We start from the raw sequence: 26,367 nt of genomic DNA on the forward strand, positions 1-26,367 counted from the left end.
TGTCTCTATTGCCTGCCCCAGCCTATCCGGACAGGTGTGCATGGGCGTTGATCTCCGCGAGCACGGCGTCAGTGTGCTCGCCGAGTGACGGAACCGGACCCATCCGGACGGCCTGTTCCCGTGAGGTGACCGGCGGGATCAGGCTGCGCAGCGGTCCTACCGGCGAGTCGACGTCCCGCCAGCGGTTCCGGGCTGCCAGCTGCGGGTGCTCGGCAAACTCGTGCATGTCGCGCATCTGTGCGTTGGCGATTCCCGCAGCGTCGAGGCGGGCCAGCGCCTCCGCCGTGCCAAGGCCGGACAGGACTGCGTTGATGACCTCGTGCAGCTCGGGCCGGTTGGCGACACGCAAGGAGTTGTTCATGAAGCGCGGGTCCTCTGCCAGCCCGGGCCGGCCAAGGACGGTAGCGCAGAACTTCGCCCACTCGCGCTCGTTCTGGATGCTGAAGAACACCGTCCCGTCAGCGGTGGCGAAGGGGCCGTACGGGGCGATGGTGGCATGCTGGGCACCGGTCCGGGGCTGCTGGACCCCTCCATATTGCGCGTAAAAGTAGGGCTGGCCCATCCACTCGGCGAGGGCTTCGAGCATCGATATCTCGAGGACGTCGCCCCGCCCGGTGTCCTTGCGCTGGTAAAGCGCGGTGAGAATCCCCGAGTAGGCGTACATGCCGGCGCAGATATCGGCAATGGAGATGCCGACCTTCGCCGGTTCCTCCGCCGTGCCCGTCACGGAGAGCAGGCCGGCCTCGCATTGGACCAACAGATCATAGGCCTTCTTGGTCTCGTAGGAGCCGCCGCGCCCGTATCCGGAGACGGAAACATGGATCAGCGACGGGTTCAGGGCCACGGCTTCATCCGGGCCGAGGCCCATCCGCTCGACTGCGCCGGGGGCCAGGTTCTGCACGAATACATCGGCGCCGCCGACGAGGGACTTCAGGGCGGCCAGGCCTTCGTCGGACTTCAGGTCCAAGCAGACGGACTCCTTGCCGCGGTTCAGCCAGACGAAGTAGCTGGCCATGCCGTTGACCTTTTCGTCGTAGCCGCGGGCAAAGTCCCCGCTGTCACGTTCTACCTTGATCACCCGCGCTCCGAGGTCGGCAAGCTGGCGCGTCGCGAAGGGCGCCGCAACGGCCTGCTCGAGGGAGACAACGGTAATTCCTTGCAGTGGCAATGTAGCCATGTTCAGTCCTGTTCGTTGGGTTCCAAGCCGGCGCGCTCGAGGATGCGTCGGGCACGGTCGGTCACGGGGCGGTCGACCATCTGCCCGTCCACCTGGGCCGCTCCCCCTTCAGCAGCCAACACCCTGCGAGCCCATTCGATCTGCTCGGCCGACGGCGCGTAGGCCTCCTTCACGGCTGTCAGCTGCGCCGGATGGATGCAAAGCTTCCCGCCGAAACCGAAAGCGCGTCCCAGCCGGGCGGATTCGGCCACCGGTGCGGTGTCGCGGATAGCGGTGGCCGGCGAGTCGAGAGGTGCGGCGATCCCGGCCGCACGGGAGGCGACGACAAGCTGGGAACGGGTGTGGTCAAGGAAACGGTCGCCGCCATCGGCATCGATGTCCAGCGCGAAGTCGATGGCGCCAAAGGCCAGCCGGGCAACGCCCGGCACCCGAGCGAGTTCGACGGCGTTGACCAGGCCCAGCGCGGTCTCCACCAAGGCCACCAGGGGCACATCCTGCGGAAGCTTCGCGGCCAGTCCCGCCAGATGCTCCGGGTCCTCGGCCTTCGGCACCATAACGCCGAGCAGGCCGTGAGCCGGCTGGAAGGCGAGGTCGAGCAGCGCCTGGACATCGCCGTCGTACTCCGCGGTACCCCGAGCATTGGGACGAACGATGGCGCGCAGCCCGCTCCCCCGCACCCCGGACAGTGCGGCCACTGCTTCCTGCCGGGCGGCAGCCTTGTCGCCGGCCGCCACCGCATCCTCCAGGTCAATGATGACGACGTCGGCGGCGGAAGCCGCGGCTTTCGCGAAGCGCTCAGGCCGGTTGCCGGGAACGAACAAGGCCGTCACCGCGCCGGTGACCGCGGCCAGCGCACTGCGGCTGTCCGCCGCTGCCAGCACCGGAGCTTCCTGGACCGGATTCACCGCGATCCTTCCACGGCCGGCAGCGACGACTCATCGGGGCGCGAGGATTCGACGCTTGGCAGGAAGCCCTTCTTGTAGACCATGAAGGTGCGGCGGTAGGTGATGACGACGGTGCCGTCCTGGTTGTAGCCCTCGGTCGCGACGGTGACCAGGCCGAGGTTGGGGCGGGACTTCGATTCGCGCAGGGCCAGGACTTTGGAGCGGGAGTAGATCGTGTCGCCCTCGTAGACCGGGGCCGGCATCCGGACTTCGTCCCAGCCCATGTTGGCGAAGACATTCATGGACAAATCGATGGTGGACTGGCCGGTCACCAGGGCGAGAGTGAAGGTGGAGTTCACGAGGGGACGGCCGAATTCCGTCTTGGCGCCGAAGTTTGCATCCACATGCGTTTTGGAGACGTTCTGCGTCGTCAGAGTGAAGTTCTGGTTGTCCGCTTGGGTGACCGTCTTGCCGAACGGGTGGTAGTAGATGTCGCCGATCGCGAAATCCTCAAAGAGCCGTCCCGTCCAGCCTTCGACGACCTGCGGGCTCTTCGTCCGGGTGGTGCTTTCCACTAGTGCTCCCTTCGTGCGGCGGAGGTGCCGCTGCTGAATATATTGGCGAATCACATTGAGTTTTTCCCGAAAAGCAGGGGCTGTCAAGGAATCTTAAGGGGTGCTTAAGTCGGCCGGAAACCTCTTGTAGGCATCGAATATATTCCGTATGTTCGATGGGAAAGACGACCTCCGGAGCCCCGGATGCAGCAAGGAGAAACCCATGAGCATCGATTCGATCGATACCAGCACCATCGCCGGCCAGAAGCCCGGCTTGGAGGAACTGCGGACCACCGTGCGGGAACTGTGCTCCGGATTCGGTGACGAATACTGGCGCGAGACCGACCAGGACCGCCGCTACCCGCAGGAGTTCGTCGATACCTTGACCAACTCCGGACTGCTCTCCGCGCTGATCCCGACCGAGTACGGCGGCCTGGGCTACGGGCTGACCGAAGCCAGCGTCATCATGGAGGAGATCAACCGCTCGGGCGGCCACTCGGCGGCCTGCCACGCACAGATGTACACCATGGGTGCACTGCTGCGTCACGGGAACCAGGCGCAGAAGGAGGCGTACCTGCCCGAGATCGCCGCCGGCCGCCTGCGCCTGCAGGCCTTCTCCATCACCGAAGACAAGGCCGGCTCCGACACCACCAGCATTGAGACCGCCGCCGTGCGCGACGGGGACGATTACGTGATCACCGGGCACAAGTCCTGGACCAGCCGCATCGACGAATCCGACCTGGCGTTCGTGCTGGCCCGCACCGCACCCAAGGGCAAAGACAAGACCAGGGGCCTGACCCTGTTCCTGGTCGACCTGCGCCAGGTCCGGGCCGAGCAGCCGGATACCCTCGAAGTGGTCAAGGTCCGCACCATGTTCAACTACGCCACCAACCAGATCCACTACCACGGCATGCGGGTGCCGGCCTCGGCCGTCATCGGCGAGGTGGACAACGGCTTCCGCTACGTGTTGGACGGATGGAACGCCGAGCGCATCCTACTGGCCGCCGAAGCCATCGGCGACGGCTACTGGTTCGTCCGACGATCGACCGACTACGCCAACAGCCGCGAGGTCTTCGGCCGCAAGATCGGTTCCAACCAGGGCGTGCAGTTCCCGATCGCCGACGCCTACATGAAGGTCCGCGCCGCGGACATGATGCGCTTCGAGGCTGCCCGCCTGTTCGACGCCGGACAGTCCTGCGGCGCCGAGGCCAACATGGCCAAGCACCTGGCTTCCGAAGCGAGCTGGGAAGCCGCCAACACCGCGCTCAACACCCACGGCGGCTACGGCTTCGTCGACCAGTACGACGTCGAACGCAAGTTCCGCGAAACCCGCATGTACCAGGTGGCACCGGTCAACAACAACATGATCAAGGCCTTCGTCGCCACCAAGGTGCTCGGCCTGCCCCGTTCCTACTAAGCAGACGCCGGTCATCGAACCTGGGAGGGCAGCGGCGGGACGGCTGCCCTCCCTGCGCTGAGAAGGAAAGCAACCATGGCAACGTTCACAACTATGGACGGAACCACCATCGCCTATCAATGCAGCGGCTCCGGCGCCCCGCTCCTACTGCTGAGCGGGCAGGGCAATGGCATGGCCTGGTGGGACCCGGTAGCCCCGGATCTCGAGGGGGACCAGCTCGTCATCCGCTTCGACTATCCGGGAACCGGAGGCAGCGACGCCCCGCCGTCGGGATATTCAACCGAGCGGTTCGCGGACGACGCCGCAGCGCTGCTGAATCATCTGGGCATCGAATCGTGCTGCGTCTATGGAACATCCATGGGCGGAAAAGTGGCGCAGCAGCTGGTGCTCCGGCACCCCTCGCTGGTCCGCGCACTGGTCATGGGCTGCACCTCTGCCGGAGGACCGAACGCGCTGCGGATGTCGAGCGGGGCCGGCGCCCGCCTGGCTGACCCGGACACCAAGACCGCCGCCCTGACCGACCTGATGTACTCGCCGGGCTGGACGGCCGCTCACCCCGGCCCCTACGCCACCCTCGGTGAGCCTTCAACCCGGCAGGCCAGGATCGGCCACCGGCGGGCGAGCGACCGCCACGACACCTGGGACAGGCTCGGCGCTATTGCCGTACCAACCTTTATTCTGCACGGCAGCGACGATCTGATGGTGCCCGCGGCGAACGCAAGTCTGCTGGCGGAGCGGATCCCGGGCGCCCGACTCAGGATCATCGACGGCGGTCGTCACGCATTCTTCGAAGAGTGCCGCGAGGAGGCCAGCCCGGCCGTCCTCGAGTTCCTCGCCGAAACGAGGATTCGGCCGCGGCAAGGTGCCGGGTTGTAGCAGTTGCCTGTTAGATGCGACGACGGTGATGGCCGCCCGCCCGCAGTTGCGGGAGCACGACGTTCCGATCTCGGTCGCGGGACTGTTTTCCACCGAAGTCCGGTGCCGGGGCATCTTGGAGGTCATGGTCAGCGCGCGCCGGCGGGCGCGCCGCCAGGGACTAACGGCCCCGCCGGATTGGCCACCGGCGTCTCAAGATCTCCTCAAGATTGGCTCAAGAAGCCGTTTCTCCGCCACGGCTGACTCCCTATTGGCATAGTGTCCTTGGAAGTGCCACGGCATCCCCCTGCCGAGTGGCACATCCGACGCCGGTGACGTGCCTTGGCTTTCCGCCGGCATGAGGTCGGAGCGCTGTCCTGTCCACGTCCCCCCGAGGACAGGACAGCGCCTTGGGCGGCCCCGTCCCGCTCGTCAGGCCCGCGGATTGCGGCGGGCAATGGCCGCGGTGAGCACGGTCGCGAAGGTGCACCACAGCGCGTAGGGCGCCAGCGCGGTGCCTGCGGCCCGGGAGACGCGGCCGGTCCGCCGCACGAGATCGGCGCTGCTGGCGGCAAGCAGGGCACATTCGGCGGCCGCGGCCCACGGCCGGCGGCTGCGCCAGAAGAGCCAGCTCCAGGCCGCGTTCAGCACAAGGTTGGCGGCAAACGCGCGCAGGTACCGCCGTCGTTCTTCCTCTTGGGCGCGCCCCTCCAGCCCATCCAGCGCAGCGGCGCCGGAGAGCGCGATGTCGGCGTAGAGCGCGGTCCAGACGACCGGAAACACAGAGGACGGCGGCTGGAACGGGGGCTTGCGCAGGCTGCGGTACCAGGCGTCGGACGGGTCCGTGGCGACCGAGCCTGCTACCGCCGTGGCGGCGACGGAGGCGGCGGTTTTGGCGATGGTGGATGCATGCATTGAATGCCTCCCGGCGGTGGATTCCGGCTGTCCCTGCCTGACAGGCTAGGCCCGGACCGGCGGCGGCACCAGTGCCGTGCGGCTTTCTATCTCGACATTGGCCGGCGCGAAGGCCAGGACCACCAGCGCGGCGCCGATGACGGACAACCCTGCCCAGCCAAGGACCGACAGCCGTTCCCCGACGACGAGGACCGCCAGCACCGCGGCGACGGCTGGTTCTGCCAGCGTGAGGGTGGTCGCGGTGCTTGGCCGCACCCGCGCGAGCCCGAAGCCGAAGAGGAAGTACCCGGCGAACATGGGGATGAGCGCCATGTAGGCGGCCACCGTGAACGACGACGGCGAGGCCACCAGCGGCGCGCCCGTCATCACGAGCACGGGGACCAGGAGCGCTCCGCCCGCGCCGAAGACGGCCCCCATGGAGGCGGCCCGGCCCACCCCTTGCTGCATCAGCCGGTGCACGATCCACGAGTAGACCGCGTAGGTGGTCCCGGCGACCAGGCCGAGGCCGATGCTGGCGATGGTGCCCGGCCCCAAGGCCGACGCCTCGCCGACGCGCGACGTACAGAGCAGCGCGCTGCCGGCGATGCCCAGGAACGCGGCGAGCATCCACCAGCGGCTGAGGGCCCGGCGTTCGAGCAGCCGCTCCAGCAGTCCGGAGGCCAGCGGGGCCGAGGCCAGCGACACGACCGTGCCGATGGCGACGCCACCCAGGTGCATCGAGCTGTAGAAGGCCAGCGGATAGATGGCCACGGCCAGGGCGCCCACGGCGACCAGGCCTGCATTCGCCCGCAGCTGGTTTCGCGCGCTGCGAAGCGCGGGGACGGCAATGGCGGCCTGCAGCAGCCCGCCGATACCGAGGGCGGCAGCCCCGATGGCCAGCGGCCCGGCGCCGGGCGCGAAGGTTGCCGCCGTCCCCGTGGTGCCCCACAGGAACGACGTGACCAGAATGGCGGCGGCGCCGGCGGCTGCGCCATTCGCAGCGCGATTTACCGTGCCGCTCACAGCGCGGCCAGCATTCCGGCGGCGAATTCCTTGGCGTCGAGCAGCCGCCGGGGCCCGCCTTCGAGGCCGGCCCTAGCCATCGCGCCCTCCAGCAGGAAGCAGAAGTGTTCGGCCAGCTGCCCGGCGCGAGGCCCCCCGGCCAGCTCACGCAGGTGCCCGGCCAGGATCTCCTCAACCTGCTCCTTGTGCCGGCGCACCGCGGCGCGGGCGGGGTCGTCGGCGGCAAGTTCGGCGGCGGCGTTCAACAGCCCGCAGCCGCGGAACCCGTGCTCGTAACCGGATTCGGCATGGTCGATGTAGGCGTCGAACACGGCCAGGACGCGCTCATGCGGTGTGGCCTTGTCCGCCACGCGCGCCTCGTAAAGCCCCAGCCACTCCTCGTGCCGCGTCTCGATGTAGGCCTCCACCAGTGCGGCCTTTGACGGGAAGTTGTTGTAGAGGCTCATCTTCGCCACGCCCGCGGAGGCCGTGATGGTGTCGATGCCCGTGGCGGCGATGCCGTTCGCGTAGAAGCGTTGCGCCGCCGCCTCGAGGATCCTGGCCCGCGCGGATCCGGTCTTCGCCGCTGCTGCCTTCTGCGCGCCGCTCTTCGCCGCCATCCCGTGCCTCCATCCGAAACATGATTAGGTAGACCAGTCTACCTAATCACCGCGGCTATGTCCCGCGCGGCGGCATCCACTGCAGGCAGTAGCCGAGGTTAGCATTGACGGTTGCCGCCGCCGCGTCCGCGTCGCCGGCCGCGATCGCGTCGGCAAGGTCCTCGTGGCCTGCCCGCAGGCACCCGTCGAACCCGTCGCGCAGCCGCTGGGCCATCTTGGTCCCGTGGAAGACGTCGCCGAAACTCGAGTACAGCTCGTGCAGCAGCGGGTTGCCGGAGGCCGCCGCGACGGCTTCGTGGAAGTCCCAGTCCGCGGCGATCCATTCGGCCAGGTCCTGCCGGTCCCACGCCCGCCGCCGCCTGGCGAGCATTTCCCGCAAAGCCGCCACGGCGCCGTCGTCCGCGGACCGCGCGGCGAGCCGGGCCGCCTGGGTGTCCAGCGCGAAGCGGACCTGGAGCACGTCCTCGTCGTCGTACTCGCGATAGGCGCGGCGGGCGGTGCCACTGATCTCGCTCGTGGCCCGCACGTACGTGCCGTCACCGCGGCGGACCTCCAGCATCCCGGCATGGGCCAGCGCCTTGATCGCCTCGCGCAGCGTCCCGCGGGAGACACCCAGGCGCTCCATCAGCTCCGGCTCGGACGGGATGCGCTGCTGCAGCGGCCACTCCCCCGAGGCGATCGCCTCGCGCAGCCGGGCGGTGACCTCATCGGCCAGCGGCGGCCGGGCCAGCGGACCCCCGCTCACGGCTGCGCCTTCCGTTCCCGCGCCGTGATCCAGAAGCACAGCAGCAGCTGCAGCACCGAGCCGGCCAGCATCAGCACCAGGGGCTGCGTCCAGGAACCGACGGCGTCGTGCAGCAGGCCGAGGCCGAACGGGCCGGCGGCCGCAAAGAGGTAACCCACGGACTGGGCCAGCGTGGACAGCGCCGTGGTCTCGGCCGCGCTGGAGCCGCTGCGGCTGATCACCAGCATCAGCAGCGGGAACACCCCGAAGCCGAGCCCCAGCAGCACCGCCGGGACCAGGCCCAGCTGCGCCGGCAGCACCAGCAGCGCCACGTAGCCGGCCAGCGAACAGCTTGCCGTCAGCATGAACGCCGGACGCAGCAGGCGCGGGCGGGTGGCCATGGCCAGCAGCACGATCACCGCCGGAATCGAGAGTACCTGGACCACCGCGAGGATCAGCCCGCCCCCGGCCGCATCCAGTCCGCGCGAGACCATGATGAACGGCAGCCAGCTCATCAACGCGTACACCAGCAGCGCCTGGGTGGCGAAGAGCGCGGTGGCCAGCAGGCCCATCCGGGTCCGCAGCAGCGGCCAGGGCGACACATGCCGCCTGCCGCCGGCCAGCGGGCGCGGGCGGGACACGGCGGCCAGCGGCAGGAACGCCGCCAGCGCCACCGCGGCCAGGAGTGCCCAGACCGCCAGCCCTCGCGTCGGGGAATCCAGCTGGGCGGCCAGCGGAACGCTCACCGCCGCGGCCACCGTCGCGCCGGAGGCCATCGTGATCGTGAAGGTCCCGGTCATGGCCGACGTCCGGTGCGCGAAGTGCTCGCGGATGAAGGAGGGCATCGCGACATTGCAGATCGCCAGGCCGGACATCGCCACCACGGTGCCGGCCAGCAGCAGTCCCACCGATTCGAAGCCGCGCAGCGCCAGCCCCGCAACCAGCAGCACCAGGGCAAACGCGATCGACCGCTCCAGCCCGATCCGCCCGCTCAGCCACGCCGTGGCCGCCCCTGCCACCGCAAAGCAGAGGACCGGGATGGTCGGCAGCAGGGACGCCACCAGCGGCCCGTAGCCCAGCAGCTGCTGCAGGCCGTGGAACAGTGCCGAAGCACTGGTGATCCCGGCCCGAAGGTTCAGCCCGATAAGGACGACGGCGGCAACCGCCAGCCAGGCCGTCCACCGCCGGCGCGGGGCGGGGACGTGTTCATCAAGTTCGGGGGCGAGCGTCTCGTCCAGCGCCGCGCCCAGGGTTTCGGAAGCCACCCTCAAACATTAGACGTCTGATGTTTGAATGGCCAGCCCAAGCTAGGCGAGCACGTCCTTAGTGGCGAACCGGCTGCCGGCGAGCGCGCAGAAGACGGCGATGTAGCCGCCCTGGAGCAGCGCGTTGGCGCCGAAGGAGTCCCAGGAGATGGGCTGGCGGATCAGGTCGGCGAATCCGACCCAGTGGTCGGTGAAGAGCCAGGGGTGCAGCCAGTCGAGCTGCGGCAGGGCGCCGAGGATCTGGGCGACGACGGCGAGGACGGCGGTGGCGGCCATGGCGCCGACGGGCACTTCGGTGAGGGTGGAGATGAACAGGCCGATGGCGGCGAGCCCGGCCAGCGACAGGCTGACGTAGGCGGCGACCAGCAGCAGTCGCAGCACCGATTCGCCCACGCCGATGGTGTCCCCGGAGAGCAGCGTCACCGGCCCAACGGGGAAGAGCACGACGCCGACCAGCATCCCGGCGGCGACGAGGGTCAGGGCGGCGGCGATGCAGAAGGCGACGGCGGCCGCATACTTGACCGCGAGCAGCCGGATCCTGCCGGCCGGGGCGGCCAGCAGGTAGCGGAGCGTTCCGAGGTTGGCTTCGCCCGCGATGGTGTCGCCTGCCGCGACGCTGACGGTCAGCGGGAGGAACAGCGGGATGGAGACGACCGTCCCGGTCAGCGCGATGAACAGGCCGTTCTGGGTGACCCGGTCAAGGAACGGCGGGCCGTCCCCGGGCTCGATGTCCTCGGAGGTCAGCCGGACGGCGAGCCCGATCAGCACGGGGACGGCGGCCAGCGCCGCGAGCATCGCCCAGGTCCGCCAGCGCCGGAAGAGCACGCCGAGCTCGGAGCCGAGCAGCGCCCAGCCGGCCGAAGAGCGCGGCCGGACGGGCGGTGGCGGGGCCCCCTGCTTACTGGACAACGTCGAACCCCTCCCCCGTCAGGGCAACGAACCGCTCCTCGAGCGTGCTGCTCTCCACGGCGAACCCGCGGACCCGGACGCCCTCGGCGACCAGCGCCGCCACGATCTGCTCGGGCAGCAGGCCGTCGACCAAAGGCGCGGTCAGCTGCTCCCCGCCCCCGTCCAGGCCCAGCCCCAATCCCCGCAGCACCCGCGCGGCGTCGGCGAGGTCCGGCGTCGTTAGCTTCACCCGGGCGCGGCCGGAACGCCGCAGGCTCTCCAGGGTCCCCTGCGCCACCAAGCGGCCGGCGCTCATGATGGCCGCGTGCGTGCAGATCTGCTCGACCTCGGCCAGCAGGTGGCTGGAGACGAACACCGTAGTCCCCTCGGCCGCCAGCGAGCGGACCAGGTGGCGCACCTCGCGGGTGCCCTGCGGGTCCAGGCCGTTGGTCGGCTCGTCCAGCACCAGCAGGTCGCGCGGCATCAGCAGGGCGTTGGCGATGCCGAGCCGCTGCTTCATGCCGAGCGAGTAGGCGCGCACCTTCTTGCCGGCGGCGTGCGAGAGCCCGACCCGCTCCAGCGCGTCGGCGACCCGGGCGCGGCGGGTTCGGGTCGGGGCACGCCGGTCCGCGGTATCGAAGCGGCGCAGGTTGTCGGCGCCGGAGAGGAACGGGTAGAACGCGGGCCCCTCGACCAGGGCGCCCACCCGCGGCAGCACCTCGCGCAGCCGGGCCGGCATCTCCTCCCCCAGCACGCGCACGCTCCCGCCGGTGGCACCGGCCAGCCCCAGCATCACGCGGATGGTGGTGGTCTTGCCGGAGCCGTTGGGCCCCAGGAAGCCGAACACGGCACCGCGCGGGACGGCCAGGTCAATATTGTCGACGGCGGCCTGCCGGCCAAAGCGCTTGGTCAGGCCGCGGGTTTCGATCGCGGGTTCCTCGGAGGCGCCGCTCACCGGCCCTCCGCCGCCGCCTGCAGCCGCTCCGGGGTGACGGATCCGGCGAACACACGTCCGTCGTCGGTCAGCAGGACGTTCACCAGCGCCGTGGACAGCAGCCGCCCGCCGTCGACTTTCCGCAGGGCTTGGGCCATGGCGGGCGAGTCCGCCCAACCCTCCGGCAAACTCGTTGCAGAAAGTTCGACGACGGTGTCCCAACCGTCTCCGGTCTTTGTCGCCTTGCCATCCGGGTGCTGAGCGTCCGCGCCCTCGTCCCGTGCGTTCCGCTCGGCGCGCTGCGCGGCCTGGTCCGGCACGGTGTGTTCGGTGACGCTGGCACCGGCCGGCGGCGTGAAGTCGAAGACCCCCGGGTCCGGGGCGCCGAGGCTCAGTTTCGTGTAGGCCAGCTCGAACGCCGGCTCCTGCTGCCCGCGCGCCCGCACGTCCACGCTGAGCGGCAGGCCGGTCTCGGCATCCACGGCGATCGCGACGGAATCGACCAGCGTGTCGGCGCTCTCGGGATCCAGCAGCAGCTGGTAGGCGTCCCGCCCGGCGACGCGGACGTCCTCGCCCACGGTCACGCGGGTGCTCGGCTTAGCCGCTTCGAGGAAACGGCTAGCCAGGCTCTCCGGTGTGTACCCGGCGTCGTCCCTGGACTTGTCCTGCACAGATTCCTTGGCTTCCTTGGCCGTGCGCTCCGGCAGCAGCGCGTGGACCGCCTCGTTCTGCCGGGAGCTGTAGAACCAGACGTCCCGGCCGTTGCGGACCACGTCCCGCTCGGCCAGCCGGTCCAGCACCTGCAGTCGGGCCTTGTCGTGTCCGTCGAGGTAGACGCGGGCGCTGTGCGAGCCGGTCAGCAGGTCCAGCATGGCGGCCGCGGAGGGGCCGGAGTCCGGTTCCTCCGTCTCGGGCAGCTGCGGCAGGCCCAGCTGCGAGGTCTGCTCCACCGTACCGGAGAGCTGGCGGACGTCGGTGCCGGCGGCCATCGCCAGCACCTCCTGGGGCGTCTTGTCCGGCAGGTCCGTCGCGGCCCCGGCCTGTACGGTGCCGACGACGACACCGCCGGCAATCACGGCGGGAACCACTGCAGCGGGCAGCCAGCGCCTGGATGAACCTGGCTTTGATGAACGTGCCATGGCGATCGACCTTTCGACCTTGCAAGCCTCCTTCCAGCCTACGCCGGTTCGGCCGCGGGCTCACCTGTTGTCAGTGCTGCCCGGGCGTGCTGTAGTGGTGTGAAGCAGACATTTCCGGTTTCCGCGGCTGCCCCCGCGGGGCCGGTCATGCAAGGGGGCACGGATGGGCGCAACACGGCTGCTGCCGTCGGAGGAGGCTCAGGACCTCCTGGAACTGGCCCGCGAGCTGGCCGCGAAGGAGCTGGCGCCCCGGGCGGCCGCGGCGGAGCGGGCCGGAGAATTCCCGCGGGAGGTCTACCGGACGCTGGGCCGGGCGGGCCTGCTGAGCCTGCCGTACGCGGAGGAATACGGCGGCGGCGACCAGCCGGCCGAGGCCTACCTTCAGGTGTTCGAGGAGATCGCCGCCGCGTGGGCGAGCGTCGGTGTGGGCGCGAGCGTGCACGCGCTGTGCTGCTTCCCGCTGGCCACTTTCGGCACCGAAGTGCAGCGCAAGACGTGGCTGGCGGACATGCTGTCCGGCGAGACCCTGGGCGCCTATTGCCTGTCCGAGGCGCATGCGGGCTCCGACCCCTCGGCGCTTCGCACCCGGGCGGTGCGGAGCGGCGATGGGTACGTCATTAGCGGGGCGAAGGCGTGGACAACCCACGGCGGTGCCGCGGACTTCTACGTCGTTTTCGCGCGAACATCCGACGATCCGCGCCACGGCATCTCCTGCTTCCTCGTGCCCGGCGATGCGGAGGGCCTGAGCGCGGCGCCGCCGGAGCACAAGATGGGCCTCACCGGGTCCGTCACGGCCACCATGAATTTCGACGCCGTTTACGTGCCGGCCGAGCGGCTCATCGGTCGGGAGGGGCAGGGTCTGGCGGTCGCCTTCGCCGCCCTGGATTCCGGGCGGCTCGGCATCGCGGCCGTGGCCACCGGGTTGGCCCAGGCCGCCCTGGACCTCGCCGTCTCGTATGCGAAGGAGCGCGAGGTCTTCGGCAAGCTGCTGATCGACCACGAGGGCCTGGCCTTCCTGCTGGCGGACATGGCCGTCGGGGTGGAGACGGCCCGGGCCATGTACCTGTCCGCGGCCCGGCTGCGGGATGCCGGCCGCCGGTACAGTCGGGAGGCCTCGATCGCCAAGCTGGTGGCCACGGACAACGCCATGGCGGTCACCACCAATGCGGTGCAGGTCCTCGGCGGTGCCGGCTACACCCAGGACTTTCCCGCCGAGCGCTACATGCGCGAGGCCAAGGTCATGCAGATTTTCGAGGGCACCAACCAGATCCAGCGCCTGGTGATTTCCCGGCAGCTAGGCCGCTGAGCCCCGCAGGCATTTCGGCCGCGGTCGACTTTCCGCGCGCCAAAGAGCTTAGGGTGGAAGAAGTAGCGGCGGCTTGGATCCAGGGGGTTTGATGTCACGGCGTATGGCTGAAGAGCAGTACCGGGCACAGCAGTGGGAACGGCGGTTCGACGCCAACGTCGAGGCGGTCAACCTCCTCTGCGACGAACTGAGGCAAGGCTCAGGGGAACGGCCGGTCCCGTATGTCGACCCGATGCATGACACGGACGAGTGCCGCATCGTCAGCCTGTCGTCGAACCCGGGACCGGGCACCGAATCGGGCTTCATCTCCTGCGAGAACGATGACGACAGCGCAGCGCGCCTGGCGGCGGTGTACGAAGAGGTCGGCCTCGAACCCCGGTTCGTCATGCCGTGGAACGTCTACCCCTGGTACGTCTTCGACAAGCAGGACGGCAAACTCACGAAAGCCCAGATCACTGAGGGCCTGCAGCCCTTCCGCCGGTTCCTCAAGACGGTCGAGCGGGCTTCCGCCGTCGTCGCGCATGGCGTCGAAGCCCATAAGCTCGCCGGCATGCTGGACCGGACGGCGGACCGGCAGCTCTTCGCCCGCGGGTTCAAGGTCTACCGCGTCCGGTCAACCGGGGGCCGGGCGTTCATCGGCAGTCCTGAACAGCAGCAGGCGTGGCTGCTGGAGATGCGCGACGCCTACTGGGATGCCATGGGCCGCGCGGGAATCCGGCCGGCCCGCTGACGCGAGCCCGGACCGCCGGCAGAATCAGGCGGCGCCTTTCAGCTTGCTCGGCTCCTCGTCCACGGCGAGCAGGCGCCGGGCCTCGTTGAGGGCGGACTGGGAGTCCTTCTTGCCGAGCTGGGCAAGGGTCAGCAGGTTGGCGATGCGCTGTTCGCGGCGCATTCCGGAGACTTCGTCGGCGAATTCAATCATGGCGATGACCCGCGCGTGCGCACGGCGTCCCCGGGCCTCCGTGCTGGCATCGTCGGCGTCGATATCCCCCAAGATAGCGATCGCCTCGTGCAGACGTGCATTCATTTGTTGTGTTCCTCCAACACCCCATCGGTGGAAGCATTTGTGAGACAAATTGCTTTTATTGCTCCACCGAACCATATGCGAGTTCCATCACATTGGGAACACATCGGCGAAAATCCAGCCGCAGATTACCGATTTTTTGTTTTTGTTGCCCCCGGTTTCCCGGCATTACGCACCGCGGCGGCGATCTCTAGCCGTCCCGCCCCTCAGGCTGGTCATCGTAGTCGTGACGGGCCTGCAGGATTTTCCCGGCGTGCTCCTCGGACCAGATCCTGACGGCATCCAGCGGCCCCAGCAGCGTCTCCCCCAGCGGCGTCAGGCGGTATTCGACCCTGGGCGGAACCTGCGCGTAGACGGTCCGGGCAACCAGGCCGTCCCGCTCCAGCGTACGCAGCGTCTGCGTCAGCACCTTGGGAGTGACCCCTTGTATCGACGTGCGGATGGCGGAAAAGCGCCGCGGCCCGCCCTTGAGCACCTGGAAGACCAGCGGCGTCCACTTGTCCCCGATGCGCTGCAGCACCACGCGCGACGGGCAGTCCGACTCCATCACATCGAACGGGCGCGCTTCAGTATTCATGAGGTAACTGTATTACTTTGAGGTACTTGGTTTCCAATGGATACCATAGGCACATTGCCGGATCCTCCGGCGGAACGTCGAAAGGAAACCTATGAAGATCGCACTCTACGGAGCCTCGGGAATGGTCGGATCGGAGATCGCCGCGGAGGCTCTGCGCCGCGGACACGACATCACGGCGGTCACCCGCAGCGGCTCCGCCGTTGAGGGGGCGTCGGTGCGCGCCGCGGAGCTGGCCGACCTGGACACCTTCCAGGAGTTGGCGGCCGCGCATGACACCGTCGTCCTCTCCGTCTCGCCGGACCGCAGCGGCGGGCCGCACGAACCCCTCCTTGCCGCACACCGCGCCATCGCCGCCAGCAGCGTTCCGGCCCGTGTCTTCGTAGTCGGCGGAGCCGGCGCGCTTGAGGTCGACGGCGTGCAGTTGAAGGACCTGCCCGGCTTCCCCGATGCCTACCTGGCAGAGGCCACGACCTTCGCCCAGGTCCTGGAGTCCTACCGGGGCGCAGCCGGGCTGGACTGGACGATGCTGGCGCCGGCTCCCATGATCGCCCCGGGCCAGCGCACAGGAGATTTCAAGCTGGGCCTGGACTCCCCGGTCGGAGACTCGATCTCCACGCAGGACTTTGCCGTCGCCGTCCTCGACGAACTGGAGGAGCCGAAGCACCGCAACCGGCGCTTCACCGTCGCCAACTGACCGCCGGGCGAACCAAACCCCGTTACCGGGGGCGCCGCTGATGCCCTTTTCGCCGCCCGCAAGGGCCATCAGCGGCGCAGTCATCTTGGGGGGGCGTCGAGGCGCGAGGTCCGGCCGCGGCCTTGGCGCCCGGCGGCAACTGTGCAACCTTGGAAGATGAACGTTCAAACCGCACAGTGTGAAAGGACGTGGTCCGCGTGCCAAAGACGGACAAGGGCGGCAAGCCGAAGAAGAGCGAGCTGCCGAGCACGCTGAAGAAGTCCGGCAAGAAAGCCCAGGAAACGTTTGCCAAGGCCCACGACTCCGCTGCCAAGACCTACGGCGACGAGGGACGCGCCCACCGGGTCGGCTACAGCGCGCTGAAGCACACCCACGAGAAGGTCGGGGACCATTGGGAGCCCAAGGACCACCCCGGCCCCTCGGACCAGCAGGCCAAGGGCGGCAAGGACACCTCGCGCCCAACCAAGGGCGGCGTCGACGCGAACGCCTCCAAGGAGCACCTCTACGATCTGGCCAAGAAGCTCGATGTGCCCGGCCGGTCCAAGATGAACAAGTCGGAACTGGTGGACGCGGTCAAGAAGGCGAACGACCGCGAAACCCGCAAAAACCGCTGACCCGGCGGCCGCCGTCGTCCTTTTCCGGACCCCGGCCTTCCGGACCGCAGCCGCTGACCGTCACGGCTCAGCCCTTGCCGCCCACGGCAGCGAGCGTGCCCCCGAGGCCGATCATCATCACCCCGCCGGCGGCCCGCATTCGCGCCACCCGGCGGGGACTGCCGGCCAGCCAGCTGCGCGCCGTTCCCGCCGCCAGCGCCCAAACGCTGTCCGAGACGAGCGCTATTGCCACGAAAACCAGGCCCAGCACGGCGAGCTGGAGCGGGACGCTTCCGGCCGCATAGTCGACGAACTGCGGCAGCACGGCAATGAAGAACACGAGGGACTTGGGGTTGCTCAGACCCACGAGGAACCCCTCCCGCAGGATGCGCGGGGCGGAGGTCCGGGCAACGGCGGCGCCGGCGGGCGGGCCCGCGTTGCGGTGCCGCACGGCCTGCACGCCCAGATAGACCAAATACGCGGCGCCGGCGAGCCTGATCATCGTGAACAGGACTGCCGATTCCGCAACGATGACGCCGACGCCCAACGCCACCGCCGCGATTTGCGGCAGCATTCCCGCGGCATTGCCGGCGACACTGAGCAGCCCTCCGGCGCGGCCCAGAACCAGCGACCGTCCGATAACGAACAGCACGCTGGGACCGGGCACGGCGATGAGCGCAAAGGCGGCGAGGGCGAAGGCCAGCAGGCTGCTCGCTTCGGGCATGCCTGATGCTACAACGCCCGGGCGGTTCACTGAAGGCGTAGCGTCGGCGGGGATCAAACCCGCCGGATCTGCTGTTCCATGGAGAACAAGCAATGCCGGAGGTGCCCGTGAACGCGATCCCAGAACCACGGATTGAGCCGTCCCGCGATGCCGTCGATCCGCTGGATTCGTACTCCGAGTCGGTGGTCCGGATCGCGGAGACCGTCACGCCGCACGTCGCGGCCGTGCAGATGGAAGTACGACGCCGGGACAAGACTTTCCCGACCGGTGCGGGCTCCGCCGTGGTCTTCACGGAGGACGGTTATCTGCTCACCAATGCCCACGTGGTGGCGAATGCCGACGGCGGGCACGCGGCCTTCGCGGACGGCACCCGGACCGAGGTCGACGTGATCGGCGCGGATCCGCTGTCCGACCTGGCCGTGCTGCGCGGGCGGCTCACCGTGCCGCAGCCGGTCGAGCTGGGCGACGCGGGGCGGCTGCGCGTCGGACAGCTGGTGGTCGCGGTGGGCAATCCGCTGGGCCTGGCCGGCTCCGTGACCGCCGGCGTGGTCAGCGCGCTCGGCCGCTCCATTCCGGTGGCCGCCGGCCGGAACCGGCGCGTGATCGAGGACGTGATCCAGACCGACGCCGCACTGAACCCGGGCAGTTCGGGCGGCGCGCTGGCCGACGCCGCCGGGCGGGTGGTGGGGATCAACACCGCCGTCGCCGGAATCGGGCTGGGCCTGGCCGTGCCGATCAACAGCACCACCCGGCGCATCATCTCCGCCCTGCTGGCCGACGGGCGTGTGCGGCGGGCCTACCTCGGCCTGGTGAGTACGCCGGTACCGCTGTCCGCACGGGACGGCCTGCGCACCGGCGAGCGGCGGGGGCTGCGCGTGGTCGAAGTGCTGCCGGAGTCTCCGGCCGAGCGGGCCGGGCTGCGCGCGGGCGATGTGGTGATCCGGGCCGGCGGCCAACCGCTGGCGAATGCGCAGAGCCTGCAGCGGCTGCTCTTCGCCGACGCGATCGGCGCCGAATTCCCGCTGGCTGTGCTGCGCGACGGCGGCCTTCGCGAGCTCATCGCCGTGCCGCAGGAGATGTCGGCCGGCTAGGAGCCGTTAAGCCCGCGCATCCTCCCGCGCCGGTTCCTGCTCCAGCCCGGCCGGGGCCAGCGCCTGGACCGTCTCGTCGTAGAGGGGTGCGGGACCGTCCGACGGCAGGGGCCGCCCGGCCTCCTCGCCGGCTCCGGCAGGCCGGGCCTGAGGCCTGCGGGCCGGCGAGGGCGGCATGGCCAGCGCGATGTCCTGCGGCACTTCGTAGGCGGCGTCCGCCCGGCGCGCCTCGTCCACCTCGGCGAGCTGCCAGTCCTCTTCATACTCGTGCGCGTAATAGCCGCTCGCTGCCAGCTCCGCTTCCGCGAGCGCCTGCTCCTCCGCGCGCTGCTGGGCCACCTCGGCGCGCTTCTGGTACATGTGCACGGTCAGGTGGGTGATGGCCAGCAGCACCACGGGAGGCATCGCCGCCACCAGCGCGGACACCAGCGGCGGAATGTCCGTGGCCATCTTGTCCACCGTCAGGATCGCATGGACCGAGTTCGCCGCCGTGGAAACAATGGCACCAAAGATCAGCAGCGCCCACGGATAGACCATCGCCCGCCGGTCGTGGCCGTTCAGCGCCACAATCGCGACGGTCGCCGCGACGATCATGCCGTCCACGATGATCGGCCAGATCCACGCGAGCTGGGCGTCGATACCGGAGCGCTGGGCCAGGTCCGTCAGCGCGGCGAAGGAGAGCACGAAAGCGCCGACGGCGATGACCACCGTGGCGCCGACGGCGGTCCACAGCACCGCCCTGTGAGGTTCGTTCGGAATCTTTCCGCTGCTCATCGAAATCCATGCCTTGCTGTTTGTCCGGCGGCGTTCCGGCCGCAGGCGGTGATTGCGCCCCCAAGAAGAATACCGAGCCATAGAACGTTTCCGCCCCGGCCGACCCCGGCCCGCACTTCCCCTACGCAGGATCACTTAGCCGCTGCCCCCCGTCGCTCCCCCGCAACCGCAGCCGTTGGGCCAGCCCCGCCGTCACTTCTTCCACGCTTCACCTTCATATGCTAATAATGATCATAGATAGTTGTTGTGATTCAGAGCACAAGAAGGAGGGGGCTCGGCGGTGGAAAAAATAACCGTCATGTCCGGCGGTGTTGGCGGCGCGCGTTTCGTGCAGGGACTACTGGCGCATTTGGCAGGAGCGTACCCTTCCGACGCCGGTCAGGATTCCGCGGTGGAGGTAACTGTTATCGCCAACACCGGTGACGACATGTGGCTAAACGGACTCCGGGTGTGCCCGGATCTCGACACCCTTATGTACACCTTGGGCGGCGGAGTCGACGAGAGCCAAGGCTGGGGCCGGTCGGATGACAGCCGGCGGACGGCTGGCGAGGTTGCCGCTTACGGGCGGGGCTGGGACTGGTTTACGCTTGGCGACCTTGACCTCGGGACCCACATAGTCAGGTCCGAACTCCTGCGTGAAGGGTCGACGCTTTCTGAGGCAACGAAGTTCTTATGCCAACGCTGGCAGCCGGGCGTGAACCTTCTGCCAATGTCCGACGAGCCGGTGGAAACGCACGTTCGTCTTGCCGAGGCAAAGGACGCCTATAGGGCAGGTGACCTCATCCACTTCGAGGAATGGTGGGTCAGGTACCGTGCGGCCGTTCCCGCCGCCGGATTTGTCCAGGTCGGGCTCGAGTCTGCCACAGCGGCACCGGGCGTTGTCGACGCCATCTTGGGCGCCGACGTCGTGCTCATCCCGCCGTCGAATCCGGTGGTATCTGTGGGGACCATCCTTGCTGTGCCGGGCATCCGTGAAGCCATAGGGAATACCAGCGCTCCGGTTGTGGGCATCTCCCCCATCATCGGCACCTCCGCGGTGCGCGGCATGGCGGACCAGTGCCTGGCGGCCCTCGGAATCCCAACCACTGCAGTAGACGTCGGGCGCCATTACGGCGCCCGAGCTAAAGACGGGCTGCTGGACGGTTGGCTGGTGGACATCGCGGACGAAGCCGCCCTGGCCGCCCTGGCTGACGCCGGGCTTAAGGCGGCAGCCGTGCCCCTGTGGATGACCGACGTTCCGGCCACCGCTGCGATCGCTTCCGAGGCTTTGGCCTTGGCTGTAGAGCCAGTTCGCACCTGAGGATGCCGGCGACCGGCGCGTCCACCGGCCTTGACACTTCCCTGACCGATTAGACCTATAGGAGCAACTCCCATGTCCGAGAGCAAGCCCTTCATTCCATCCGACAGTGCGCTGAGGCGGGTCCTGCGGCGTGCAGAAGATGGGGTATCGCTCGACCCGGTGGAGGCCGAAACGTTGCTGCATGCCCGGGGCGACTACCTGGAGCGGCTGCTGGCCGCGGCGTCACGGGTGCGCGATGCGGGCCTGCAGCAGGCTGGCCGCCCGGGCATCATCACGTACTCGAAGAAGGTGTTCGTTCCGGTGACGCATTTGTGCCGGGACCGCTGCCATTACTGCACGTTCGTGCAAACGCCGGGGCAGTTGGCCAGAGCGGGCAAGGGGATGTTCCTGTCTCCGGACGAGATCCTGGAGATCGCACGGGCGGGGGCGGCCGCAGGGTGTAAGGAGGCGCTGTTCACGTTGGGGGATCGGCCCGAGGACCGGTGGCCGGCGGCACGCGATTGGCTGGACGCGCACGGTTACGACTCGACGCTGGATTACGTCCGGGCTATGGCCGTGCGGGTGCTGGAAGAGACCGGCCTGCTGCCGCACCTTAATCCGGGGGTGATGACCTGGGAAGAGATCCAGCGGCTGAAGCCCGTGGCCCCGTCGATGGGCATGATGCTCGAAACTACTGCCGCCAGGCTCTTCTCCGAGAAGGGCGGACCGCATTTCGGGTCCCCGGACAAGGACCCGGCGGTGCGCCTGCGGGTGCTTGAGGACGCCGGCCGTTCCTCCGTCCCGTTTACTACCGGGGTGCTGCTGGGTATTGGGGAGAATTACGCCGAGCGGGTGGAGGCGATCTTTGCGCTGCGGGCTATAGACCGGCGCTACGGCCACCTCCAGGAGGTCATCGTGCAGAACTTCCGGGCGAAGGACGCGACCGCGATGATGCACGAACCGGACCTGGCAACGGAGGAGTACGTGGCCGCGGTCGCCGTGGCCCGACTGGTGCTCGGGCCCAAGGCCAGGGTGCAGGCGCCACCGAACCTGACCGATGCCCGGGAACTGTCCCTGCTGGTCCGCGCGGGAGTAGACGACTGGGGCGGAGTTAGCCCGCTGACCCCGGACCATGTCAATCCCGAGCGCCCCTGGCCGCATCTGGAAGACCTGGCCCGGCTCACGGCCGAGTCCGGCTTTCTCCTGCGTGAACGGCTGACCGCCCATCCCCGCTACATCCTCGCCGGGGAACCCTGGATCGATCCGCGCCTTGCCCCGCACGTGCGCGCGTTGGCGGCTGACAATGGGCTGGCCTCCGAGGATGCTGTGCCGGAGGGCCGGCCTTGGCAGGAACCGGACCCCGACTGGGCCGGGACGGGCCGGGTGGACCTGCACACCGAGATTGACACCGCGGGGCGGACCGGCGACCGGCGCGGGGATTTCGACGCCGTGTACGGGGACTGGGAAGCGCTGCGCGAGGACGTCGCCCAGGGTCGGGCTTCCATGCGCGGCGGCGGCGGAGACCGCGAAGTACGGGCCGCGTTGGCAAGGGCGGAGAACGATCCGGAGGGCCTGTCTGACGCGGACTACCTGGCGCTGCTCAGTGCGGAAGGGCCCGAACTGGAGGCCCTGGCGGCTTTGGCAGACCTGGTCAGGGAGCAGGCGGTCGGCAACGATGTGGGGTACGTGGTCAACCGGAACATCAACTTCACCAACGTGTGCTACACCGGTTGCCGGTTCTGTGCCTTCGCGCAGCGCCGCACCGATGCCGACGCCTACACGCTCTCCTTGTCACAGGTGGGCGAGCGGGTGGACGAGGCCTGGGCGATCGGTGCGACGGAAATCTGCATGCAGGGCGGCATCCACCCGGACTTACCTGGCACCGCCTACTTCGACCTCGCCCGCGAGGTCAAGAAGCGCCGGCCCGACATCCACCTGCACGCCTTTTCCCCGATGGAGATCGTCAACGGCGCCGCCCGCACCGGCCTGTCCTACACGGACTTCCTCGCCGAGGCCAAAGCCGCAGGCCTGGATACGATCCCAGGCACTGCGGCGGAAATCCTCGACGACGAGGTCCGATGGGTCCTGACCAAGGGCAAGCTGCCCGCCGCGGACTGGATCGAGATCGTGTCCACCGCCCACCGGCTGGGGATCCGATCCAGTGCCACGATGATGTACGGTCACGTGGACAACCCCTCCCACTGGGTGGGGCACCTGCGCACCCTGTCCCGGATCCAGGATCAGACCGGCGGGTTCACCGAGTTCGTGCTGCTGCCTTTCATCCATACCAACGCCCCGGTCTACCTCGCCGGCATTGCCCGGCCGGGACCGACCCTGCGGGAAAACCGGGCTGTGCACGCCGTCGCCCGCCTGATGCTGCACGGGCGAATCGACCACATCCAGACGTCCTGGGTCAAGCTCGGCAACCACGGCACACAACTGATGCTCAACGGCGGCGCGGACGACCTCGGCGGCACCCTGATGGAGGAAACCATCTCCCGGATGGCCGGCGCGGAGAACGGCTCGGAAAAAACTGTCTCCGAACTCGAGCGGCTGATCCGCAGCATCGGCCGCGATCCCAGGCAGCGCACCACCGAATACGGCACGCCCACGCCCGAACGTCTCGCGGCTGCCCGCAGGCACGCCGAGACCGGTTACGCCGCTACCGGCAAATCCCTGAAAGTACTGCCCGAGGCCGCCGATGCGGGCCGCGTGCCCGCCGGGGCCGCCCCTGTCGCCCTCGGCATGCCCGGGCTGGGACGGCCGGAACGCGACAGCCTGGAAGGAGCGCTCTCATGCCGCTGACATGCATCACCGGCCACCCGGCCGGGCAGTGGACCCTCGTCGTGCCGTTCAAGGGCGGCCCCGGAGCCAAAAGCAGGCTCGGACACGCCGGTCACGGCGGTCCCGGGCTACGCCCCGACGTGCGCAGCGGACTGGCCCTGGCCTTCCTTGCCGACACCGTCGCCGCAGCCCAGGCCGTCCCCGAGGTAGCGGACATCGTGATCGTCTCCTCCGACCCCGCGGTGCTCACCGCCATCCCGGACATCGTCTTGGTCGCCGACCCAGGAGCAGGGCTCAACGCCGCCGTGGCCGCGGGCGTCGAATGGGCCAGGGTACAGGCACCACACTGTCCCGTCGCCGCCCTGACCGGAGACCTGCCATGCCTGCTTCCCCTGGACCTCGCCGCCGGCCTCGGCGCGGCCGCTCAGCACCCGCGCGCCCTGGTCCCCGACCGTGACGGCACCGGCACCACGATGATCACCGCCCTGCCGGGACGGGAACTCATCCCCCGTTTCGGCCCTGGCTCGTGTGAGGCCCACACCCGGGCCGGCCACGTCCCGCTGCCCGTCCTGGCCGCCTCCACGCTGCGCCTGGATGTCGACACCGTCCAGGACCTGAATCGGGCGCTGCACCGCGGAACGGGAGACCATACCCGCTCCACCATGCTGCAGCCCCCGCCCCGCGCCTACGGCACGCACTATGCCAGCGGCCCCACACCACCCAGTGCCCTCACCGCGGCGGCCGTCTGACCTGCCCGGCAGGCAGCTTCCGCCCTTCCCACTCCCCCGACCCACTCCTCACAAAGGCGTCCACATGTCAGGTCTTTCCATCACCGCACCCGACGGCATCCCAGAAATCGGACCCGGCGACGATTTGGCTACCCTGATCGGAGATGCCCTCGCCGCCTCCGTGGAAGGCATCCATGACGGCGACATCCTCGTGGTCACCAGCAAGATCGTCTCCAAGGCCGAGGGCCGCCACGTGGCCGCCGCGGACCGGGAAGCGGCCATAACCGCCGAAACCGTACGCCTGGTCGCCAGCCGGACCCATCCCGGCGGCATCACCCGGATCGTCGAAAACCGGCACGGGCTGGTAATGGCCGCCGCCGGGGTGGATAACAGCAACACCCCCGACGGCACCATCCTGCTGCTGCCCCAGGACCCCGACGCCTCCGCCCGGCGGCTCTGCGACGCCCTGCGCCAACGCTTCGGCGTGGCCCTGGGCGTGATCCTCAGCGACACGTTGGGCCGGCCCTGGCGCGAAGGGCAGACCGACGCCGCAATAGGTGCCGCAGGCATCCGCGTCCTCGACGACTACAGGGGAACCCTCGACACCCACGGCAACCTTCTCGCTGTCTCCGCCGCCGCCGTCGGCGATGAAATCGCGGGCGCAGCAGACCTCGTCAAGGGCAAGGCGGCTGGCCGGCCCGTAGCCCTCGTCCGCGGACTGGGCCACCTCGTGCTCCCCGACCCCGACAACGCCGGCCAATCCGGCACGGCTCGCGGGTTGGTCCGACCGGCCGAAAATGACATGTTCAGGCTCGGCAGCGACGAAGCCTACGCGTTGGGATTCTCCGACGGACAGGCAGCAACGGCAGCCCTGCAACGGGTGCCAACTGACCTTCCGGAAAAGGCGGCGTCTATGTCGTCTGTAAGGAGCAGCAAATGACAACCGGAGTATCCGCTTCCGAGACGTCCCGAGGCCGTGCAGGCTCCGCCTCCAGGAAAGACATCCGGCGCATAGTCGCCGGCGGCGTGGCCGGACAGGTCGTCGAATTCTACGACTACGCGCTCTACGGACTGCTGGCAGCGTCGATCGCGCGCGTCTTCTTCCCCTCCGACGATCCGGCTCTCGGCATCCTCTCAGCCTTCGCCGTTTTCGGCGTCGCCAACCTGATGCGGCCGCTCGGAGGCTTGGTCCTCGGACCGCTCGGCGATCGCGTAGGCCGGCGGACCGTCCTGGTCATCTCGGTGACCACGATCTCCATCAGCACATTCCTGGTTGGCGTGCTCCCCACGGAGGCTGCCATCGGCGTCGCCGCCCCGGTCATGCTGGTGCTCCTGCGGCTGGCCCAGGGCTTCTCAGCCGGCGGTGAGGTCATCTCCGTGGTCACGTACATCGCCGAGCATGCGCCGCCCAAGCTCCGCGGCTTCTACACCGCTTTCCTCCAGAGCGGTGCGACGTTCTCCTTCCTCATGGCCTCCGCCGTCGTCCTGTTGGTCACGGCATGGGCCCCGGGCGACGCGTTCGACGTGTGGGGCTGGCGGGTGCCGTTCCTGCTCGCCCTTCCGTTAGGTGGTGTGGCCATCTACCTGCGGCTAAAGCTGGAGGAGAGCCCGGTTTTCGTCCAGCTCCGGCGTGAGGGCGAACTGTCCAAGCGTCCCCTGCGCGAGGCCCTGTTCGAGACACCCTGGTTGATCGTCCAAGGCACTGCAGTGGTCGCACTGACCTTCTCGGCGAACTTCGTTTTCCTGTCCTACTTCCCGACGTACCTCAAGGGGCAGGGGTTCTCCAGCCAGGATGCCTTCCTGGCCACCACAATCGGCCTGGTGGTCAGTGTCGCCCTGCACCCGGTAATCGGGCTCTTGTCCGACCGCTTCGGCCGTAAGCAGGTCGCCGTTGCCTCCGCCGCCTTCTTCCTGCTCCTTAGCTGGCCGATCTTCGTCCTGCTCTCCTCAGGTTCGCTTGCCCTGGTCATCGTTGCCCTCGGCATCATGGCGGTGGGGCTGGGCGGCGCCGTCGCGGTCACAATCTGCTTCTTCACCGAGTTCACGTCTTCGCGGACGAGGATGGCGACATTCGCGATCGGCTACAACATCGGCGGCGCGGTGTTCGGCGGAACGGCATTGTTCCTTGTCCAGCTTCTCGTGATGCAGACCGGAGACGCCCGTTCGCCGTCCTACTTCCTCATGGGCGCGGCCGCCATCACGCTGGTCACGCTCCTCACCATCCGCAGTTACGCTAAGCCCGGCGAGGCGCTGGGCTGAGCCAACTGCATCACCGGACCGACGACGGCGGGGCCTGGGCATCGTGCCCCGGCCCCGCCTTTGTGCGGGCCATCTGCCGTGCCTCCCGCGGCTCGCCGCCGCGCCGGCCTCAGGCGCGATCCTTCACGGACCGCTCCACGCCCGACACGGCGGATCCCTCACAGGCCCTTCCCCGCCTGCC

Annotated in this window: 27 protein-coding genes; 12 read left to right on the top strand and 15 right to left on the bottom strand. The window is 69.0% G+C overall.

All coding sequences use genetic code 11. The annotated features are described in order from the left end of the window. Positions 1-22: 22 nt before the first annotated feature. The 3 genes from WFH44_RS10395 to WFH44_RS10405 are packed head-to-tail and all read right to left on the bottom strand — an operon-like array spanning position 23 to position 2,636. Positions 23-1,177 (bottom strand): CaiB/BaiF CoA transferase family protein, encoded by a 1,155-nt coding sequence (locus WFH44_RS10395; RefSeq protein WP_336713794.1) that lies wholly within the window; start codon positions 1,175-1,177, stop codon positions 23-25. Between the two features lie 2 nt (positions 1,178-1,179). Then, entirely contained in the window at positions 1,180-2,082 is a 903-nt protein-coding gene (locus WFH44_RS10400; RefSeq protein ID WP_336713795.1) for an HpcH/HpaI aldolase/citrate lyase family protein, read from the bottom strand. Next, positions 2,079-2,636 (bottom strand): MaoC family dehydratase, encoded by a 558-nt coding sequence (locus tag WFH44_RS10405; RefSeq protein WP_336713796.1) that lies wholly within the window; start codon positions 2,634-2,636, stop codon positions 2,079-2,081. The genes WFH44_RS10400 and WFH44_RS10405 overlap by 4 nt, the downstream gene beginning before the upstream one ends. A gap of 202 nt (positions 2,637-2,838) precedes the next feature. Here WFH44_RS10405 and WFH44_RS10410 point away from each other — a divergent pair, with 202 nt between their 5' ends. Both WFH44_RS10410 and WFH44_RS10415 read left to right on the top strand, forming a co-directional pair. Then, a complete protein-coding gene (locus WFH44_RS10410) occupies positions 2,839-4,032 on the top strand; it encodes an acyl-CoA dehydrogenase family protein (RefSeq protein ID WP_336713797.1) in 1,194 nt (397 codons plus the stop codon). A 75-nt stretch (positions 4,033-4,107) separates the two neighbouring features. Then, positions 4,108-4,908, top strand: a complete 801-nt coding sequence (locus tag WFH44_RS10415) for an alpha/beta fold hydrolase (protein ID WP_336713798.1) — start codon at positions 4,108-4,110, stop codon at positions 4,906-4,908. Positions 4,909-5,319: 411 nt separating this feature from the next. Here the strand turns inward: WFH44_RS10415 and WFH44_RS10420 are convergent, their stop codons facing one another. Genes WFH44_RS10420 through WFH44_RS10455 form a run of 8 tightly spaced genes read right to left on the bottom strand, consistent with a single transcriptional unit; the run spans position 5,320 to position 12,353 of the window. Beyond that, positions 5,320-5,802: a TspO/MBR family protein gene (locus tag WFH44_RS10420; RefSeq protein WP_336713799.1), complete on the bottom strand. Its 483-nt coding sequence runs from the start codon at positions 5,800-5,802 to the stop codon at positions 5,320-5,322. 45 nt (positions 5,803-5,847) lie between these two features. Beyond that, positions 5,848-6,804, bottom strand: a complete 957-nt coding sequence (locus WFH44_RS10425) for an EamA family transporter (RefSeq protein WP_336713800.1) — start codon at positions 6,802-6,804, stop codon at positions 5,848-5,850. Next, positions 6,801-7,403 (bottom strand): TetR/AcrR family transcriptional regulator, encoded by a 603-nt coding sequence (locus WFH44_RS10430; protein WP_336713801.1) that lies wholly within the window; start codon positions 7,401-7,403, stop codon positions 6,801-6,803. The genes WFH44_RS10425 and WFH44_RS10430 overlap by 4 nt, the downstream gene beginning before the upstream one ends. Positions 7,404-7,458: 55 nt before the next feature. After that, positions 7,459-8,148, bottom strand: a complete 690-nt coding sequence (locus WFH44_RS10435) for a FadR/GntR family transcriptional regulator (RefSeq protein WP_336713802.1) — start codon at positions 8,146-8,148, stop codon at positions 7,459-7,461. Then, positions 8,145-9,392: an MFS transporter gene (locus WFH44_RS10440; RefSeq protein ID WP_336713803.1), complete on the bottom strand. Its 1,248-nt coding sequence runs from the start codon at positions 9,390-9,392 to the stop codon at positions 8,145-8,147. The genes WFH44_RS10435 and WFH44_RS10440 overlap by 4 nt, the downstream gene beginning before the upstream one ends. A gap of 42 nt (positions 9,393-9,434) precedes the next feature. Beyond that, positions 9,435-10,301 carry an ABC transporter permease gene (locus WFH44_RS10445; protein WP_336713804.1) on the bottom strand — a complete coding sequence of 289 codons (867 nt, stop codon included), beginning with the start codon at positions 10,299-10,301 and terminating at the stop codon, positions 9,435-9,437. After that, complete coding sequence (locus tag WFH44_RS10450) at positions 10,291-11,235, bottom strand: ABC transporter ATP-binding protein (RefSeq protein WP_336713805.1); 945 nt, start codon at positions 11,233-11,235, stop codon at positions 10,291-10,293. The genes WFH44_RS10445 and WFH44_RS10450 overlap by 11 nt, the downstream gene beginning before the upstream one ends. Next, entirely contained in the window at positions 11,232-12,353 is a 1,122-nt protein-coding gene (locus WFH44_RS10455) for a LolA family protein (RefSeq protein WP_336713806.1), read from the bottom strand. Before WFH44_RS10455 ends, WFH44_RS10450 begins: the two co-directional genes overlap by 4 nt. 163 nt (positions 12,354-12,516) lie before the next feature. On the opposite strand from WFH44_RS10455, the gene WFH44_RS10460 reads away from it, so the two are divergent. Both WFH44_RS10460 and WFH44_RS10465 read left to right on the top strand, forming a co-directional pair. Beyond that, positions 12,517-13,659 (top strand): acyl-CoA dehydrogenase family protein, encoded by a 1,143-nt coding sequence (locus WFH44_RS10460; RefSeq protein WP_336713807.1) that lies wholly within the window; start codon positions 12,517-12,519, stop codon positions 13,657-13,659. Between the two features lie 103 nt (positions 13,660-13,762). Then, the gene (locus WFH44_RS10465; protein WP_336713808.1) at positions 13,763-14,389 is read left to right on the top strand and encodes a uracil-DNA glycosylase; all 627 of its coding nucleotides are present in this window, start codon (positions 13,763-13,765) and stop codon (positions 14,387-14,389) included. Positions 14,390-14,413: 24 nt separating this feature from the next. Here the strand turns inward: WFH44_RS10465 and WFH44_RS10470 are convergent, their stop codons facing one another. Both WFH44_RS10470 and WFH44_RS10475 read right to left on the bottom strand, forming a co-directional pair. Next, complete coding sequence (locus tag WFH44_RS10470) at positions 14,414-14,686, bottom strand: hypothetical protein (protein WP_336713809.1); 273 nt, start codon at positions 14,684-14,686, stop codon at positions 14,414-14,416. 187 nt (positions 14,687-14,873) lie between these two features. Further along, positions 14,874-15,260, bottom strand: coding sequence for a winged helix-turn-helix transcriptional regulator (locus WFH44_RS10475; RefSeq protein WP_336713810.1), 387 nt, complete (start codon positions 15,258-15,260; stop codon positions 14,874-14,876). A gap of 91 nt (positions 15,261-15,351) precedes the next feature. On the opposite strand from WFH44_RS10475, the gene WFH44_RS10480 reads away from it, so the two are divergent. Next, the gene (locus WFH44_RS10480) at positions 15,352-15,954 is read left to right on the top strand and encodes an NAD(P)-dependent oxidoreductase (protein ID WP_336713811.1); all 603 of its coding nucleotides are present in this window, start codon (positions 15,352-15,354) and stop codon (positions 15,952-15,954) included. Positions 15,955-16,151: 197 nt separating this feature from the next. Continuing rightward, positions 16,152-16,568 carry a ChaB family protein gene (locus WFH44_RS10485; RefSeq protein WP_336713812.1) on the top strand — a complete coding sequence of 139 codons (417 nt, stop codon included), beginning with the start codon at positions 16,152-16,154 and terminating at the stop codon, positions 16,566-16,568. Positions 16,569-16,635: 67 nt separating this feature from the next. Here WFH44_RS10485 and WFH44_RS10490 read toward each other — a convergent pair whose 3' ends face one another. After that, complete coding sequence (locus tag WFH44_RS10490; RefSeq protein ID WP_336713813.1) at positions 16,636-17,271, bottom strand: LysE family translocator; 636 nt, start codon at positions 17,269-17,271, stop codon at positions 16,636-16,638. A gap of 107 nt (positions 17,272-17,378) precedes the next feature. Between WFH44_RS10490 and WFH44_RS10495 the strand changes: the two genes are divergently transcribed. Then, entirely contained in the window at positions 17,379-18,362 is a 984-nt protein-coding gene (locus tag WFH44_RS10495; protein ID WP_336713814.1) for a S1C family serine protease, read from the top strand. Positions 18,363-18,368: 6 nt separating this feature from the next. On the opposite strand, the gene WFH44_RS10500 is transcribed toward WFH44_RS10495, so the two are convergent. Then, positions 18,369-19,136 carry a DUF2637 domain-containing protein gene (locus WFH44_RS10500; RefSeq protein WP_336713815.1) on the bottom strand — a complete coding sequence of 256 codons (768 nt, stop codon included), beginning with the start codon at positions 19,134-19,136 and terminating at the stop codon, positions 18,369-18,371. 298 nt (positions 19,137-19,434) lie between these two features. Here WFH44_RS10500 and cofD point away from each other — a divergent pair, with 298 nt between their 5' ends. The 5 genes from cofD to WFH44_RS10525 all read left to right on the top strand — a co-directional run bounded on the left by cofD (position 19,435) and on the right by WFH44_RS10525 (position 26,186). Next, positions 19,435-20,436 (top strand): 2-phospho-L-lactate transferase, encoded by a 1,002-nt coding sequence (cofD, locus tag WFH44_RS10505; RefSeq protein WP_336713816.1) that lies wholly within the window; start codon positions 19,435-19,437, stop codon positions 20,434-20,436. A 72-nt stretch (positions 20,437-20,508) separates the two neighbouring features. Further along, complete coding sequence (locus WFH44_RS10510; protein ID WP_336713817.1) at positions 20,509-23,220, top strand: bifunctional FO biosynthesis protein CofGH; 2,712 nt, start codon at positions 20,509-20,511, stop codon at positions 23,218-23,220. Continuing rightward, positions 23,211-23,948 (top strand): 2-phospho-L-lactate guanylyltransferase, encoded by a 738-nt coding sequence (gene cofC / locus WFH44_RS10515; protein ID WP_336713818.1) that lies wholly within the window; start codon positions 23,211-23,213, stop codon positions 23,946-23,948. The genes WFH44_RS10510 and cofC overlap by 10 nt, the downstream gene beginning before the upstream one ends. Before the next feature lie 64 nt (positions 23,949-24,012). Further along, positions 24,013-24,867, top strand: a complete 855-nt coding sequence (locus WFH44_RS10520; protein ID WP_336713819.1) for a coenzyme F420-0:L-glutamate ligase — start codon at positions 24,013-24,015, stop codon at positions 24,865-24,867. Then, positions 24,864-26,186 carry an MFS transporter gene (locus WFH44_RS10525; protein ID WP_336713820.1) on the top strand — a complete coding sequence of 441 codons (1,323 nt, stop codon included), beginning with the start codon at positions 24,864-24,866 and terminating at the stop codon, positions 26,184-26,186. Before WFH44_RS10520 ends, WFH44_RS10525 begins: the two co-directional genes overlap by 4 nt. Positions 26,187-26,367 lie beyond the last annotated feature (181 nt).

The organism is Arthrobacter sp. USHLN218 (assembly GCF_037144715.1).
Taxonomy (GTDB): Bacteria; Actinomycetota; Actinomycetes; order Actinomycetales; family Micrococcaceae; genus Crystallibacter.